Source organism: Streptomyces sp. NPDC003456 (assembly GCF_042878735.1).
GTDB lineage: Bacteria > Actinomycetota > Actinomycetes > Streptomycetales > Streptomycetaceae > Streptomyces.
Genome location: NZ_JBIAOK010000005.1, coordinates 422,010 through 438,064 on the forward strand (window position 1 = coordinate 422,010; position 16,055 = coordinate 438,064).

The following is a 16,055-nucleotide window of genomic DNA, read 5'->3' on the forward strand; positions in this document are numbered from 1 at the left end:
CGGGCGTGCGGATTCCCGGTTCCGGTGTGCTTCCGGTTCAGGAACCCGCGGCCTCGGAGCCGCCGCCCAGCGCGCCGAGGATCCGCTCCGCCGCCAGGGTCGGGGTCAGCTCGCCCTCCCGGACCCGCCGCTCCAGCGCGGGCGCGAGGGCCCGGACCGCCGGATCGGCCCGGAGGCGGCCGAGGAGTTCGTCGCGGACCATGCTCCAGGTCCAGTCGACCTGCTGGTCGCGGCGCTTGGCGGTGAGCCGGCCCGTGGAGTCCAGCAGCGTGCGGTGCTGCTCCAGGCGCTCCCAGACCGTGTCCAGCCCCGTCGACTCGCGGGCGCTGCAGTGCAGCACCGGCGGTGTCCAGAAGGCGTCCTTGCCGTGCATCAGCCTGAGCGCGCCCGCCAGTTCGCGGGCGGCGGCCCGGGCGTCGCGCTCGTGCGGCCCGTCCGCCTTGTTGACGGCGATCACGTCGGCCAGCTCCAGCACGCCCTTCTTGATGCCCTGGAGCTGGTCGCCGGTGCGGGCGAGGGTGAGCAGCAGGAAGGTGTCGACCATGTTGGCGACCGCCGTCTCCGACTGGCCCACCCCGACCGTCTCCACCAGGACCACGTCGTAGCCGGCCGCCTCCATCACCACGATCGACTCGCGGGTGGCCTTGGCGACCCCGCCGAGCGTGCCCGCCGTGGGGGAGGGGCGCACGAACGCCGCCGGGTCCACGGCCAGGCGCTCCATGCGGGTCTTGTCGCCCAGGATGGAGCCGCCCGTGCGGCTGGAGGACGGGTCGACGGCCAGCACCGCGACCCGGTGCCCGAGGGAGGTCAGCAGCGTGCCGAAGGCGTCGATGAACGTCGACTTGCCCACCCCGGGCACCCCGCTGACCCCGATCCGCCGGGCCCGGCCGCTGTGCGGCAGCAGCGCGGTCAGCACCTCCTGGGCCAGCGCGCGGTGCTGCGGCCGCGTCGACTCGACGAGCGTGATGGCGCGGGCGACGATCGCCCGCTTGCCGTCGAGCACGCCCTTCACATACGCGTCGACATCGATCACAGCTCGTGCCCGAGGCCGTCCGACAGCCGCTTCACCAGGTCGTACGCCGCGTCCGGGATCACCGTCCCGGGCGGGAAGACGGCCGCCGCGCCCATCTCCAGCAGCGTCGGCACGTCCTGCGGCGGGATCACCCCGCCGACCACGACCATGATGTCCTCGCGGCCCTCCTCGGCCAGCGCCTCGCGCAGCGCGGGGACGAGGGTGAGGTGACCGGCCGCCAGCGACGAGACGCCGACGATGTGCACGTCCGCCTCGACGGCCTGCCGGGCCACCTCGGCGGGCGTCTGGAACAGCGGGCCGACGTCCACGTCGAAGCCGAGGTCGGCGAAGGCGGTGGCGATCACCTTCTGGCCGCGGTCGTGGCCGTCCTGGCCCATCTTGGCGACCAGGATGCGCGGCCGGCGGCCCTCGGCCTCCTCGAAGTCGGACACCAGGGTGCGGGTGCGGTCCACGCTCGGGGAGTCTCCGGTCTCGTTGCGGTACACGCCGGTGATCGTACGGATCTGGCTCGCGTGCCGGCCGTACACCTTCTCCAGGGCGTCCGAGATCTCCCCGACGGTGGCCTTGGCGCGGGCCGCGTGCACGGCCAGCTCCAGCAGGTTGCCCTCGCCCGCGGCGGCCCGGGTCAGCGCGTCCAGCGCCTCCCGGCAGGCCGTCTCGTCGCGCTCGGCGCGCAGCCGCCGCAGCTTCTCGATCTGCTGGGCGCGCACGGAGGAGTTGTCGACCTTGAGCACGTCGATCTGCTCGTCGGTCTCCACGCGGTACTTGTTGACGCCGATGACCGGCTGGCGGCCCGAGTCGATGCGGGCCTGGGTGCGGGCCGCGGCCTCCTCGATGCGCAGCTTCGGGATGCCCGCGTCGATGGCCTTGGCCATGCCGCCCGCGGCCTCCACCTCCTGGATGTGCTGCCAGGCACGCCGCGCCAGGTCGTACGTCAGCTTCTCCACGTACGCGCTGCCGCCCCACGGGTCGATGACCCGGGTCGTGCCGGACTCCTGCTGCAGCAGCAGCTGGGTGTTGCGGGCGATGCGCGCCGAGAAGTCGGTCGGCAGGGCGAGCGCCTCGTCCAGGGCGTTGGTGTGCAGCGACTGCGTGTGGCCCTGCGTGGCCGCCATCGCCTCGACGCAGGTGCGCGTGACGTTGTTGAACACGTCCTGCGCGGTCAGCGACCAGCCCGAGGTCTGCGAATGCGTGCGCAGGGACAGGGACTTGGCGTTCTGCGGGTCGAACTGCTTCACCAGCTTCGCCCACAGCAGCCGCGCCGCGCGCAGCTTGGCGACCTCCATGAAGAAGTTCATGCCGATCGCCCAGAAGAACGACAGCCGGGGCGCGAACGCGTCCACGTCCAGGCCCGCCTCACGGCCCGCGCGGATGTACTCCACGCCGTCCGCGAGCGTGTACGCCAGCTCCAGGTCGGCCGTCGCCCCGGCCTCCTGGATGTGGTAGCCGGAGATGGAGATGGAGTTGTAGCGCGGCATCCGCTGCGAGGTGAAGGCGAAGATGTCGGAGATGATCCGCATCGACGGCTTCGGCGGATAGATGTAGGTGTTGCGGACCATGAACTCCTTGAGGATGTCGTTCTGGATGGTCCCCGCCAGCTTCTCCGGCGGCACGCCCTGCTCCTCCGCCGCCACGATGTACAGCGCCAGCACCGGCAGCACCGCGCCGTTCATCGTCATCGACACGGTCATCCTGTCCAGCGGGATGCCGTCGAACAGCTGCCGCATGTCGAGGATCGAGTCGATGGCCACGCCCGCCATGCCGACGTCACCGGTCACGCGCGGGTGGTCGCTGTCGTAACCGCGGTGCGTGGGCAGGTCGAAGGCGACCGACAGGCCCTTCTGCCCGGCCGCGAGGTTGCGCCGGTAGAAGGCGTTGGACTCCTCGGCGGTGGAGAAACCGGCGTACTGGCGGATCGTCCAGGGCTGGTTGACGTACATCGTCGGGTACGGGCCGCGCAGGTACGGCGCCGTGCCCGGGTACGTCCGGAGGAAGTCCAGGCCCTCCAGGTCACGGCCGGTGTACAGCGGCTTGACGGCGATGCCCTCGGGCGTCTCCCACAGCAGGTCGTCGCCGCCGGAGGCGTTCTTGACCGCCGCGCGCCACTCGTCGGGGCTGCCGTCGGCGGCCGGGGTGCCCAGCTCGATCCCGGAGAAGTCGGGGATGCCATGGGGGGCGGTCATCGGGCAACTCCCATGCGGTCGAGGGTCGCGGACAGCACGGCCACGGCGTCGCAGCCCGCGAAGACGTAACCGTCGACACCGGGGTGCTCCCCGGGCCGTCCGGCGAGGAACACGTACGAGGCGCCCGCCTCCTTCAGCTCCGCGGCCCGCTCCGCCGCCTGCTCCGCGTACAGGGCGTCGCTGGAGCACAGCACGGCCTCGCTCGCGCCGCTGTCCGCGAACGCGCCCTCCGCGACCGGCTCGACACCGCCCGCCTGGAAGAGGTTCGAGGCGAAGGTGAGGCGCGCGGTGTGGGCGGCGGCCGGGCCGAGCGCGGCGAGGTAGATCCGCGGCCGGGAGCCGGTCGCGGCCAGATGCGCGTCCGAGCGGGCCCGCAGCGCCTCGAAGGCCTCGTCGCGCCGCACCCGCGGCAGCCCGCCGGAGCGCTGCCCGGGCGCCGGCTCGCGCACGACCGGCTTCTCCGCGAGGAACGGGAACTCGCTGACGCCGGTGACGGGTTCGCGCCGCTTGGCCAGCTTCGCGCTCCGCGCCTGCCACGTCCCGGCGAGGTCCCGCTCGACGTCCCCGGAGCGCAGGGCGGCCGCCATGCCGCCCAGCCGCTCGATGCGCTGGAAGGACTCCCAGCCCGCATGGGCGAGTTCGTCGGTCAGCCGCTCCACGTACCAGGAGCCGCCCGCCGGGTCGACGACCCGGGCCAGGTGCGACTCCTCGATGAGGATGGTGGAGGTGTTGCGGGCGATGCGGCGGGCGAAGGCGTCCGGCAGGCCCAGGGCGTGGTCGAAGGGCAGCACGGTCACCGCGTCGGCCCCGCCCGCGCCCGCGGCCAGCGTGGCGACGGTGGTGCGCAGCATGTTCACCCACGGGTCGCGCCGCGTCATCATCACCGGCGAGGTGACGACGTGCTGCGCCTGCGCCCCGGCGCGCGGCGCGCCGCACACCTCGGCCACCCGCGCCCACAGCCGGCGCGCGGCCCGCAGCTTGGCGATGGTCAGGAACTGGTCGGCGGTCGCCGCGTACCGGAACTCCAGCTGCCGGCAGGCCTGTTCGACGCCGATCCCGGCGCCGGCCAGCTCCCGCAGGTACGCCACCGCCGTGGCCAGCGAGGCGCCCAGCTCCTGCGCGGCCGAACCGCCGGCCTCGTGGTACGGCAGCGCGTCCACGGTCAGCGCCCGCAGCCCCGGGTAGCGCTCGGCGCACAGCCGCGCGAGCTCCGCGGCCGGTGCCGCGTCGTCGCGCTCCCCGGTCCGCGCCTCGTGGCCCAGCGGATCGACGCCCAGGTTGCCGCGCGCCGCGTCCGGGGCGACCCCCCGCTCCTCGTACAGACGCAGCAACTCCCGTGCGGCGGGCCCCGATTCGCGCCCCGCGTCGAGCACGACGGGGGCCAGGTCGAGGTAGACGCCGTCGAGGACCCGGCCGAGCTCCGGCACGGCGATGCCGTCGGCGCCCACGGTCAGCCACAGCGAGGTGACGCCGTTCTCCAGGTCCGCCAGCAGCGCGTCGCGGTCGGCCACCGTGTGCCGCTGCCGCACGTCCCAGCCGCCGACCGTGTTGCCCTCGGGACGCCCACCCCGTACGAAGGGGGCGAACCCGGGCAGGCCCGGCTCGGGGGCGGCGTCGCGGGCGGTGTACAGGGGACGGGTGCGCAACCCGTCCTCCAGCGCGGTGGACAGGGCTTCCTCGGCCTCGGCGCCCTCGACGTCCTTGCCCGACTTGCGCAGCACACCCGCCACCAGGCGCTGCCACTGCTCGTGGGGTACGTCAGGGAACTCGCCGGCCAGCTCAAGCCCGTCGTCAGGCAGGACCGTCATGCTCGGATGCTAGGTCACCGACGCGAAATCGCAGCAGAGGGGACGGCTGTGACCTTCCCCTCTCCTGGGCTGTGACTCCGCTCTCCCCAAGGTCACGGGCCGGCGGGAGGTCCGGGCGACTCCGGCCGGAAAGCCGGTGCCGCCACCCGGAGCGCGGGTACCCGGTGCGCCGCGGAGCCGGGCAGGAAACGCCGCCCCGGCCGGATGTGAGGAGGGTACGGGATGCGACTGCGCGACCACGTGGTGGTGGTGACCGGGGCGTCGAGCGGGATCGGACGGGCCACGGCCGAGGCTTTCGCCCGCAAGGGCTGCGCCGTGGTGCTGGCCGCCCGGCGCGAGGAGGCACTGCGGGCCGCGGCCCGGGAGTGCGAGAAGCACAAGGGGGCCAGGACCCTCGTCGTGCCGACCGACACGACCGACCCGAAGGCCGTCGAGGAGGTGGCGCGGCGCGCGGTCGAGGAGTTCGGCCGGATCGACGTCTGGGTCAACAACGCCGCCGTCAACGCCTTCGGCCGGTTCGAGGACGTGCCGCTGGAGGACTTCCGCCGGGTCCTGGACGTCAACGTCATGGGCTACGTCCACGGCGCCCGGGCGGCCCTGCCGGTGATGCGGGAGCAGGGCAGCGGCACGCTGATCAACATCTCGTCCGTCGTCGGGGTCGTCGCCCAGCCGTACAGCCACCCCTACGGCATGTCCAAGCACGCCGTACGGGCCCTCGGCGCGAGTCTGCGCCAGCAGCTGCGGCTGGAAGGGGTCAAGGGGATCGACGTGTGCACGGTGCTGCCCGCGACCATCGACACCCCGCACTTCCAGCAGGCGGCCAACTACACCGGGCGCAAGGTGGTGGCCATGCCGCCCGTCTACAGTCCCGAGCGGGTCGCCCGCGAGGTCGTCGCCCTGGTGCGCCACCCGCGCCGCGAGGTCGCGGTCGGGCCCGCGGGCCGCGCCCTGGTCCGCCAGTCCCGGATGACCCCCGCGCTCGCCGAGCGGGCGATGGCCCGGCAGACCGACAAGGGGCACCTCGACCACGACCAGGAGGCCCCCGCCGGCCACGGCGCCCTGCACGTCCCGGCTCCCGGGGAGGGAGCGGTGCACGGCGGCTGGGGCGGCCGGAGCCGCACGGCGCTGCGCCGGGTGGCCGTGGCGGCCGCGCTGACGGGGGCGGTGCTGACGGCCGGACGGCGGTTGTCCCGCGCCTGACGACCGGGCTGTCCCGCGCCTGACGACCGGGTTGTCCCGCGCCTGAGGGCTGCCTTGTCGCGCACCTGACGGCAGGAGCCGGCAGCAACGGCTCGGGCCGGCAGTGAGCGGCGAGGCCCGCCCCGGGTGGGGGCGGGCCTCGCCGCTCGCTCAGGCCGTGGGCAGGGGCACCACCTGCGCGGCGGGCACCGGGACCCGCACGGACTCGATGACGAAGCCGCTGCGGATCCGGGCCGGCAGACGGTTCAGCGGGATCCTCAGGTCCTGCTCCGGGACCTCGTACTCCAGCCGGGCCAGGCGCGGCGCGAGAGCCGCCAGCAGGGCGATCGTGATGTCCTCGCCGGGGCAGCGGTGGCCGGTGGCCGGGTCGCCGCCGCCCTGGGGGATCAGTTCGTCCCGGGCGGGCGGGTGCCCGAGGAACCGCCGCGGCGCGAACGCGTAGGGCTCGTCCCAGACTTCGGGGTCGTGGTTCTGCCCGTACAGGTCGAGCAGGACCATCGTGCCCCGCGGGATCGGCTCGCCGTGCCAGTCCAGGTCGGTGACGGCCCGGCCGCCGACGAACGGCGCGAAGGGGTAGAAGCGCCGCAGCTCGTGGGCGAAGGCCACGGCCTTAGCCGGGTCGCCGCCGCGCAGTTCCTCGCGGACGTCCGGGCGGCGCAGCGCGTGACCGGCGTAGGCGACGAACCAGCAGACCGCGACGGTGGGGCGGGCGACGTTGAGCAGTTCGACCGCGGCGGTGCGCGGGTCGAGGAGCTGCCCGTCGGTGTCCCGGTGGCGGGACACCACGTCGAGCACCGAGCCCTCCGCGGCGGCCGCCGCACCGGAGCGCACGTCCTCCACCAGAGCGCCGAGCCGGTCCTCCAGGCGGGCGCGGGCCCGGCGGGCACGCCAGTGGCGCGGGCCCGCCGTGGCGAAACCGTCGACCAGGGACACCAGGTCGGCGGCCATCGCGTCACCGTCGTCGAGCGGGATCCCGGCCCAGCGGCACACACCCCGGGTGAGCACGCGGCTCGCCTCGTCGAACAGCACGATCCGGCGGCCCGGCCAGGAGCGCACCGTCTCCTCCCAGTCCGCGGTGACGGCGTCCACGACCCCGGCGACCGCCTGCGGCCCGGTGAGCAGCGACAGGAACATCGCCTTGCGGCCGCGGTGCCGCGGGCCGTCCAGCGTGTGCACGGCCCCGTGCCCGAACAGCGTGCTCAGCACCGGGCCCGGCAGCGCCGATCCGCGCTCCACGTGCCGTTCGTCGTAGAAGAAGCGCACCGCCTGCGGTCCGTGCAGGGCCACGGCGTGCTGCCCCATCAGACGGGTGCGCACCAGCGGGGCGCCGGTGCGGCGCCTGCGGTCGGGCAGCCAGGTGTACCCCTTGGCCAGCAGGGCGAGCGAACTGTCGGCGAGCGGTGGGCGGCTACGGCGATCCATGGCGCGGCGAGTGCCCGCCGGCCGCCCCCGGAAACGCGGCCGCGAAACGGGACGGTTGCGCCGCGTGACGGGGGTACTCGCGGCGGACCGGGCGCTCGACGTGACGCGCCCCTCTCGCCGGAAGGCCACCGCCATGAGCGCACGCACGCAGCCGACGACCGGTGCCCGCACCCCCGTCCAGACGGCTGCACTGCTGGTCGGAGCAGTGTTCCTGCTCGTCGGCATCCTGGGCTTCATACCGGGCATCACCACCGGCTACGACTCGATGGAGTTCGCCTCGCACGACTCCGGTGCCGAACTGCTCGGCATCTTCCAGATCTCCGTCCTGCACAACCTGGTCCACCTCGCGTTCGGCGTGGCCGGCCTGGCCATGTCCCGCACCGCCTCGGCCGCCCGCACCTACCTGCTGGCCGGCGGCGCCGTCTACCTCGTGCTGTGGCTGTACGGCCTGATCATCGGCCACGACAGCGCCGCCAACTTCGTCCCGCTGAACACCGCCGACGACTGGCTGCACTTCTTCCTCGGCATCGGCATGATCGCCCTGGGGGCCCTGCTCACCCGCGGCCGGGCCACCGGCACCCGGAGGGTGTGATCCACGATGGCGAAAGGCAAGGCACTGCTGACAGCCGCCGCGGGACTGACCGCCGGGGCCGTCATCGCCTGGCAGCGCGCGACCGCCGGACCCTCCGACCCCTCCGCCGGGGAACGCTGGCTGACCGTCACGGTCTACGTCGACCCCACGGAGCTGCAGCCCGAGAAGCTGCCCGCACCCCTGCGCGACTACGGCGACCGCATCGAGGTCCGCATCACCCCCGCCCCCGGCGACCGGGGCACGGAACTCGCGGCCCGTCTGAAGGACCCGCCGCCGCAGGCCGCGCACTCGGTGCCCGCCCGGCTCGCCGGCCAGGACCCGAACCAGGACCTGCGCCGCGCCCTGCGCGACGCCAAGTCACTGCTGGAGGTGGGTGAGGTGATGGAACCCGACTCGCCCCCGACCACCCACGACACCCCCGGCGGCAAGCTCGTCGGGCTGCTCGGCCGCCGCGCCGGCGGGGAGGGAGTGCTGTGAAGGCCCTGTGCTGGGAAGGCGTCAACAAGCTCTCCGTCGAGCAGGTGCCGGATCCCGCCCTGCGCAACGACCACGACGTGATCGTCAAGCTCCTCGCGGGCACCACGTGCGGCTCCGACCTGCACCTCATCGGCGGCTACGTCCCCTTCATGCGAGCCGGTGACGTCATCGGCCACGAGTTCATCGGCGAGGTCGTCGAGGTCGGCGCCGCCGTACGCAGGCACAAGGTGGGCGACCGGGTGGTGGTCTGCTCCTTCGTCGGGTGCGGCCGCTGCTGGTACTGCACCCACGACCTGTGGTCCCTGTGCGACAACACCAACACCAACCCCGGCATCGGACAAGCCCTGTTCGGGGCCGACACCGGTGGCATCTTCGGCTACTCGCACGCCATGGGCGGGCTGCGCGGCAGCCACGCCGAGTACGTCCGGGTGCCGTTCGCCGACCACGGCGCCTTCTCCGTCCCGGAGGGCATCGACGACGCCAGCGCCCTGTTCGTGTCGGACTCGGTGCCGACGGGCTGGATGGGCGCCGACCTCGGCGGCGTCAAGCCCGGTGACGTCGTCGCGGTGTGGGGCTGCGGTGCGGTCGGCCAGATGGCGGCCCGCGCGGCGATCCTGCTGGGCGCGGAACGGGTCATCTCGATCGACCGCATCCCCGAACGCCTGGAGATGACCGAACGCCACATCGGCAGCGAGGTCATCGACTACACCGCCACCGACATCGGCGCGGAACTGCGCGAACGCACCGGCGGCCGCGGACCCGACGTGTGCATCGAGGCGGTCGGCATGGAGGCCCACAGCGACGGCCCCGCACACCTGTACGACCAGGTCAAGCAGCAACTGCGGCTGCAGACCGACCGCCCCACCGCCGTGCGCCAGGCCGTCCACGCCTGCCGCAAGGGCGGCACCGTCTTCGTGCTCGGCGTCTTCGCCGGCGCCGTCGACAAGTTCCCCCTCGGCGCGGTGATCAACAAGGGCCTGACGATCCGGGGCGCCCAGCAGCACGGCCAGCGCTACATCCCGATGCTGCTGGACCGGCTGGCGGCCGGTGAGCTGAGCACCGCCCACCTGGCGACCCACACGGTCTCCCTGGACGAGGCGCCCCGGGCGTACGAGATGTTCAAGGACAAGGACGACGGCTGCGTCCGCGCCGTCATCCGGCCGGGCGGCTGACGTGGGACGCCGCCGTCGCCGCTCCCGTTTGCCGTCCCGGCCGGTGGGGACCCGGCCGGGCATGACCACCATGCGACGCCGCCTGCTGCGGCAGAACCGGATGCTGTGGCTGCTGGACCGCCTGGAACGCGAGTCCGGCGCCGACGCGGTGATCGAGACGCTCCGCAAGGGCGTGCGTGCCCTACCGCTGGGACGCGGCCGGGACCTGCTGCACGGCCGGTGGATGGGGCATCCCGTGCACCCGCTGATGGTGCAGGTGCCGATCGGGAGCTGGCTGTCGGCGGCGGTCCTGGACCTGCGCCCGGGCCGCTCCCGCGAGGCGCGGCTGCTGATCGGCGTCGGGCTCGGGGCCGCGGCCCCGGCGGCCCTGGCCGGCTGGGTCGACTGGGCGGAGCTGCACCGCCAGCAGCAGCGCGTCGGCCTGGTGCACGCCGTGTCCAACATCGCGGCCGTCGGGCTGTACGCGACCTCGCTCGCCTGCCGCGCCAAGGGCCGGGAGACGGCGGGCCGGGCCTACGGCTTCCTCGGGCTGACGGCGGTCGGGCTCGGCGGCATGCTGGGCGGCCACATGGCCTACCGGCAGGCCTCCGGCGCCAACCACGCCGAGGAGGTCCCGCACGTGATCTCCGAGGGCTGGCACGCGGTCGGCACCGTCGACGAGTTCCCGGCCGGCGAGCCGGTGCGGCGCACGGTGGACGACGTGCCGGTGCTGGTCGTGCGCGAGACCGGCGGGCAGATCCACGCCCTGGCCGAGCGGTGCAGCCACCTGGCCGGACCCCTCGCCGAGGGCACCGTCGCCGACGGCTGTGTGCGCTGCCCCTGGCACGGCAGCGTCTTCCGCCTCTCCGACGGCTGGAACGTGCGCGGCCCCGCCACCGCCCCGCAGCCCTCCTTCGAGACCCGGATCACCGACAACCGGGTCGAGGTGCGCCTGCGCCACCAGAACGGCGGCCGGCACACCGCCCCGAACCGTGCCCTCATCGGACCAGGAAAGCGCAGCTCGAACAGGTAATGATCATGAACGTGACGTCCGTGGCGGAGAGCCGCCCGGCACAGAAGCTGCGCGGACTGCTCCGCCGCACCGGACAGGGCTACTCCGGCGACCAGGACCGGCCGCTGGGCGGGTACACCGCCGCCATGACGGGGTTCGCCGTGTTCACCGCGGCCTGGGCCACCGCGGTACGGCTGCGCGGCCGTCCCGTACCGGCGCGCCCCGAGCCGTGGGACGTCGCCCTGACCGCGGTGGCGACCTTCCGGCTCAGCCGACTGCTCAGCAAGGCCTCGGTCACCAGCCCCCTGCGGGCCCCCTTCACCCGGTACGTCGGCCCGCAGGGCCCTGCCGAGCTGGAGGAGGAGGCGCAGCCCGACGGCCGGCACACGGTCGGCGAGCTGGCGACCTGCCCGTTCTGCATGAGCGTCTGGGTCGCCTCGGCCCTCACGGCCGGCCAGCTGCTCTGGCCCCGTGCGACCCGCACGGCCATGGGCACGCTGACGGCGCTGGCCGGAGCCGACACGCTGCAGCTGGCGTACGGCGCGCTGGTCGGGAAGACGACCGGGGACTGAACGACACCGCGCCTGGGCCGGGGGCCGCACCCCGCCGACCGACGACGCCGTCGGCCGGCGGGGTGCGGCCCCCGGGCCGCTCACGGACGCCACCGGTCCGGCCGCTCGGTCGGCCACAGCCTCGTCGAAGGCCGCCCGCCCACACGCCGGCGTCCCGCGGCCGGGCGGGCGGACGGTCGTGCCTGTCGGCCGCCGTGCGCACGACGGGCGTACGCGCGGCCGGGCCGCCGTGCGGTCAGGGGATCTCGCGGCGGGTGCCCCGCCCCACGCGGGAGCCGCGGTAGGCGGCACGGCGGATGGCGGCCAGGGCCGGGCCCGGGGCGAACGCCCGCGCGCTGTGCCCGTACGGGTCGAAGTCGAGGGTGTCCTCCCGGTCCACGGGCAGCACGTCCCGCACCGTGAGCACCGCGAACCGCCGCCAGGTGCGGTCGCCCCTCTCCGCGCACAGGTCGTAGACCAGCGGCCCGGCGGCCAGCGCGGCGGCCATCTCCTCCGGGTCGCCCGGCACCGGCGCCTGCCGGGTCCGGCGGGGGAAGGCGGCCAGGAGGCACGACCGGCCGGCCACCCGGTACGGCAGCAGGCTGGAGTACGGGCCCCGCAGCGCGTCGGCGCGCGGCAGCGGCAGATGCCGCCCGGCCCGCCCGCGACCGCTGCTGGTCATCAACAGGTCGAGGGTGCCGTCCGGGCCGTCGGCGTCCGGCACCCGGACGGCGAGGCCCAGCCCGTCCGGCAGTCGCCGGGGCAGGCCGGCCGCGCGCGACAGGCGGACCGTGGCCGCCAGCGGCCGGGGCGTGTCCAGCCACGGCACGCCCCACGGCCCGCCACCGTCGTCCAGCACCTCCAGCTCGCCCGTGCAGGTCAGCCCCTGGGGATGCAGGGCCGGAGCCCGGCGCAGCCGGGCCAGCGCACGGAACCCGGCCTCGACCAGGGCGACCGGCCGGGACGCGGTGGCCGGCCGGGAGGCGGAGGCCCGCGGACTCGCGGCCGAGCGGACCGGTCCCGTGAACCTGTCGCGCACGCTCACGCCCCGCACTTCCCCGGTCTCGCGCACGTCCGTGCCGACCGCGCCTCGGACGACCGTGCTGGGGGTGCCCTGGCGGCCCTTGGGGGACAGGTGCTCCTCCGAGCCGGTGGGCACGCGGTGCAGCAGCCCGTCCTCCAGCTGCCCGTACTGACCGGTCCGCTCCAGCGGCGGCGAGTAGGCGTGGATGGTGACGGTGGGGCCGGCCTCCGGCTCGCGGCGCATGCGGTGGATGAAGGTCTCGTCGAAGCAGAAACCCTCACCGGCCGGCACCCGGCCGCCGACCGGCCTCTGCCCGAGTCGCAGATGCTCGTGCCGGATCGCGCCGCGCGCCACGTGCACGGCCCCCGCCGAGCGGTCGTGGTCGTGGTAGCCGGTGTCGTGCTCGTCGTCCGTCCACTCCAGGACCCACACGCCCACGTGCTCGTCGAGGAAGATCTCCGCGTAGCCGCGGTCGCCGGTGGGGTGGTCCAGCAGGTCCGTCCACACCTCCTCCGCCTCCGCGACGGTCGCGGCGAGCTTCTGGAGTTCACGGCCGTCGAGCCGGCGGCCGGGCGGGGTGAAGGGCAGCCGTGCGTTCATCGTCCGTGCCTCCTGGGCTTGGCGCCTCGGGTCGCGGGGGTGCCGCGCAGCCAGGCGGCGATCCAGGCCGCCTCCATCGCCGCGTCCAGGAGGTACGTCGGCCGCAGCCGCCTCTTGGGGACGTACACCAGATCGACGGCCAGCAGGGTGACCGCGGTGACGAGGCCGACGCGCCGGGCGTGTTTCGGGCCCATGGGGTCTGCGGCGGCGGCCAGCTGGGCGAGGCCGGTGCCCGCGAGCAGCCCGCCCGTGGTCATCTGCAGCCACTCGTCCGTCTTCGGCCCGAAGACCCACTCGAAGCTGCGCCGGTGCACCAGCGGCCACAGGCCGCCCACGAGGTTGAAAGCGCCGTGCGCGGCGGCGATCGTCGCCGTCGGCACGGGCAGCGGACCTGTACCCATGGGGCCTCCCTCCACCGGGATCGCCCGGGTACCCGAGCCGCCCGTCGCTACCCCGGACTCAGGCGGCGCTCCCGGCGGTGCGGCGGCCCGGCCGGGCCAGGGCGTCGACCAGCTGGTCCCGGGTCATCCTCGACCGGCCCACGACGCCCTGCTCGCCGGCCCGCTCGTACAGCTCGGCCTTGCTGAGCTGCCGCAGCTCGCTGCGGCTCGCACCCCGCTCGCGGTCCTTCGGCGGCCGTGCCCGCTCCGGCCGCGACGCCCGGGACCCGGCCCGGCCGGAATCCTTCCCGGCGGATCCGGAGCGCCGGGACCCCGACCGCGCGGAGGCGCCCCGCCCGGAGTCCTGCCGCGACCCCGACCGGCCGGACCCGGACGCCCCGGCCCGGGCGAGGCTGCTCTCCAGCACCGCCATCAGGTCGACGACACCGGTGGCCTCGGGCGGGCCCTCGGCCACGGCGACCTCCCGGCCCTCGGCCTTGGCCTGCACCAGTGCGCGGACCTTCTCCTGGTACGTGTCGCGGTAGCGCCGCGGCTCCCACGGACCGCTCAGCGCGTCCACCAGCCGCAGCGCCATGTCCAGCTCCTTGCCGCTCCCGGCCCGGCGGGAGGGCAGTTCGGGCAGTTCCCTGCCCGGGTCGCGGACCTCGTCGGCCCAGTGCAGCGTCTGCAGCACCAGGAGCCGGTCCTCGGCCCGCAACGCCGTCAGGTACTGCTTGTTCCGCATCACGAACGTGGCCACGCCCGCCTTGCCGGTCCGCTCCAGGGCCGCCCGCAGCAGCTCGTAGACCTTGAGGTACTCCTCGCCGCGCGGGGCGACGTAGTAGGTGCGGGCGAAGTACACCGGCTCGATGCGGTCCAGATCGACGAAGTCGGAGATCTCGATGGTCTTGGACCGGCCCGGCGCGATCTCCTCCAGCTCGTCCGGTTCGACGATCACGTACTCGCCCTCGCCCACCTCGTAGCCCTTGACGATGTCGGCCGGGGAGACCTCCTCGCCGGTGCGCTCGTTGACCCGCCGGTTGCGGACGCGGTCGCCGGTGCCGCGCTGGAGCTGGTGGAAGTGGACGGTGTGGTCCTCGGTCGCCGTGAACAGCCCGACCGGCACCGTGACCAGGCCGAAGGTGATGACGCCTGTCCAGATCGCCCGAGCCATGGCCGCGCTCCGTCCCGTCCGTGCCCGGCGTGCCCGTCCGCCGGGGTGCCCCTCAACGCTCGCACCGCGCGGGGCGGTCCGCCCGCCGGGCGGTGCGGCGGGGCACCCGAACGGCGTCCTCGGAGCCCGTCCCTCAGAGCCCGTCCACCGGAGCCGGACTCCCGGAGCCCGTCCCTCAGAGCCAGTCCCGGCGCTTGAAGACCACGTACAGGCCGACGCAGACCACGCCCATCGCGGCGATCGCGAAGGGGTACCCGAAGCTCCAGCCCAGCTCCGGCATGTGGGCGAAGTTCATGCCGTAGACCGTGCCGACCAGCGTCGGCGCGAACAGGATCGCCGCCCACGACGAGATCTTCTTGATCTCCTCGTTCTGCTCGAAGCCGGCCTCCGCCAGCGCCCGCATCTCGGTGTTCTGCTGCTGCGTGACGAGGGTGGCGTTCACCGTGAGGATCTCGGTGAGGGCTTGGCGGAAGGTGTCGACGCGCTCGCTGATGTGCGTGACGTGGTCCGCCACGTCCCGCAGGTAGCGCTGCAGCTCCTCGTCGGTCCCGTACTTGGCGAAGCCCGCCGTCAGCGCGCGCAGCATCCCGCCCAGCGGGCGGGTGGCGCGCTGGAACTCGACCATCTCCCGGGAGAGTTCGTAGATGCGCCGGGACACCTCCGGGTCGCCCCGGAACACCTCGGTCTCGATCTCGTCGATGTCGTTCTGCACGCCCGCGACCACCGGCGCGTAGCCGTCGACGACCGCGTCGAGGATGGCGTACAGCACCGCCTCGGGCCCCAGCCGCAGCAGTTCGGGCGTCGCCTCCATGCGGCGGCGCACGGCCGACAGGTCCGGTGCCGCGCCGTGCCGGACCGTGATCACGAAGTCCGGGCCGACGAACACGTGCAGTTCGCCGAAGTCGACCTCCTCCGGGGCGTCCAGGTAGCGCGCGGCCCGCAGCACCACGAACAGCGTCTCGCCGTAGCGTTCCAGCTTCGGCCGCTGATGGGCCTTGATCGCGTCCTCGACGGCGAGCGGATGCAGGTCGAACTCGGCGGCCAGCGAGTGCAGTTCGCCGTCCGTGGGCCGGGCCAGGCCGATCCACGCCATGCCGGCCGGCAGCTCGCGCAGCGCGCGGAAGGTCTCGGCCAGGCCGGCGGGGGAGGAGACGCGGACGCCGTCGCGGTACAGGGCCGCCTCGACCACGCCGGCCGGCTCGGCCGGCCGCTGCGCCGGCGCCGGGCCGCCCGCGGGCGGCTGCGCCGGCGGCAGGGCGCGACGCCACACGGACCTGCGCCCGCCGCGACCCCCCGGCCGGGCGGACCCGCCGGCCCGCTCGGACCCGGCGGGCCGCTCCGACCCGGCCGGCCGGTCGTTCCCGGCGGAGCCGGCGCGTGGCTCGGGCATCGCGGCTGCCTCTCGGTCGAGCGTGCGTACGCGGGGGCGCGGGGCGGGACACGAGCAG

Annotated in this window: 14 protein-coding genes; 6 read left to right on the forward strand and 8 right to left on the reverse strand. The window is 74.6% G+C overall.

Annotated features, from left to right (window positions below; genetic code table 11):
- Positions 1–37: 37 nt before the first annotated feature.
- The 3 genes from meaB to ACFYWG_RS22910 are packed head-to-tail and all read right to left on the reverse strand — an operon-like array spanning position 38 to position 5,024.
- Positions 38–1,033, reverse strand: coding sequence for a methylmalonyl Co-A mutase-associated GTPase MeaB (gene meaB, locus ACFYWG_RS22900; protein WP_376325451.1), 996 nt, complete (start codon positions 1,031–1,033; stop codon positions 38–40).
- Positions 1,030–3,216, reverse strand: a complete 2,187-nt coding sequence (scpA, locus tag ACFYWG_RS22905) for a methylmalonyl-CoA mutase (protein ID WP_389203169.1) — start codon at positions 3,214–3,216, stop codon at positions 1,030–1,032. Before scpA ends, meaB begins: the two co-directional genes overlap by 4 nt.
- Positions 3,213–5,024 carry a methylmalonyl-CoA mutase family protein gene (locus ACFYWG_RS22910; protein ID WP_389203172.1) on the reverse strand — a complete coding sequence of 604 codons (1,812 nt, stop codon included), beginning with the start codon at positions 5,022–5,024 and terminating at the stop codon, positions 3,213–3,215. The genes scpA and ACFYWG_RS22910 overlap by 4 nt, the downstream gene beginning before the upstream one ends.
- Before the next feature lie 222 nt (positions 5,025–5,246).
- Between ACFYWG_RS22910 and ACFYWG_RS22915 the strand changes: the two genes are divergently transcribed.
- On the forward strand, positions 5,247–6,224 hold the full coding sequence (locus tag ACFYWG_RS22915; protein ID WP_385417670.1) for an SDR family oxidoreductase: 978 nt from the start codon (positions 5,247–5,249) through the stop codon (positions 6,222–6,224).
- 150 nt (positions 6,225–6,374) lie between these two features.
- Here ACFYWG_RS22915 and ACFYWG_RS22920 read toward each other — a convergent pair whose 3' ends face one another.
- Positions 6,375–7,646: a cytochrome P450 gene (locus ACFYWG_RS22920; protein ID WP_389203175.1), complete on the reverse strand. Its 1,272-nt coding sequence runs from the start codon at positions 7,644–7,646 to the stop codon at positions 6,375–6,377.
- A gap of 133 nt (positions 7,647–7,779) precedes the next feature.
- Between ACFYWG_RS22920 and ACFYWG_RS22925 the strand changes: the two genes are divergently transcribed.
- From ACFYWG_RS22925 to ACFYWG_RS22945, 5 genes are all read left to right on the forward strand, one after another.
- Positions 7,780–8,238: a DUF4383 domain-containing protein gene (locus tag ACFYWG_RS22925; protein ID WP_376325463.1), complete on the forward strand. Its 459-nt coding sequence runs from the start codon at positions 7,780–7,782 to the stop codon at positions 8,236–8,238.
- Positions 8,239–8,244: 6 nt separating this feature from the next.
- A complete protein-coding gene (locus ACFYWG_RS22930; protein WP_383511791.1) occupies positions 8,245–8,715 on the forward strand; it encodes a hypothetical protein in 471 nt (156 codons plus the stop codon).
- The gene (locus ACFYWG_RS22935) at positions 8,712–9,887 is read left to right on the forward strand and encodes a zinc-dependent alcohol dehydrogenase (protein ID WP_389203178.1); all 1,176 of its coding nucleotides are present in this window, start codon (positions 8,712–8,714) and stop codon (positions 9,885–9,887) included. The genes ACFYWG_RS22930 and ACFYWG_RS22935 overlap by 4 nt, the downstream gene beginning before the upstream one ends.
- Positions 9,888–9,948: 61 nt before the next feature.
- Complete coding sequence (locus ACFYWG_RS22940) at positions 9,949–10,899, forward strand: Rieske 2Fe-2S domain-containing protein (RefSeq protein ID WP_376325470.1); 951 nt, start codon at positions 9,949–9,951, stop codon at positions 10,897–10,899.
- A 5-nt stretch (positions 10,900–10,904) separates the two neighbouring features.
- Positions 10,905–11,450: a DUF1360 domain-containing protein gene (locus ACFYWG_RS22945; RefSeq protein ID WP_376325472.1), complete on the forward strand. Its 546-nt coding sequence runs from the start codon at positions 10,905–10,907 to the stop codon at positions 11,448–11,450.
- A 235-nt stretch (positions 11,451–11,685) separates the two neighbouring features.
- Here the strand turns inward: ACFYWG_RS22945 and ACFYWG_RS22950 are convergent, their stop codons facing one another.
- From ACFYWG_RS22950 to ACFYWG_RS22965, 4 genes are all read right to left on the reverse strand, one after another.
- A complete protein-coding gene (locus ACFYWG_RS22950) occupies positions 11,686–13,053 on the reverse strand; it encodes a hypothetical protein (RefSeq protein ID WP_389203181.1) in 1,368 nt (455 codons plus the stop codon).
- A complete protein-coding gene (locus ACFYWG_RS22955; protein WP_389203183.1) occupies positions 13,050–13,454 on the reverse strand; it encodes a hypothetical protein in 405 nt (134 codons plus the stop codon). Before ACFYWG_RS22955 ends, ACFYWG_RS22950 begins: the two co-directional genes overlap by 4 nt.
- Before the next feature lie 58 nt (positions 13,455–13,512).
- Positions 13,513–14,607, reverse strand: a complete 1,095-nt coding sequence (locus tag ACFYWG_RS22960) for a Ku protein (RefSeq protein WP_389203185.1) — start codon at positions 14,605–14,607, stop codon at positions 13,513–13,515.
- 175 nt (positions 14,608–14,782) lie between these two features.
- A complete protein-coding gene (locus ACFYWG_RS22965) occupies positions 14,783–15,997 on the reverse strand; it encodes a magnesium and cobalt transport protein CorA (protein ID WP_389203187.1) in 1,215 nt (404 codons plus the stop codon).
- Between the last annotated feature and the right edge of the window lie 58 nt (positions 15,998–16,055).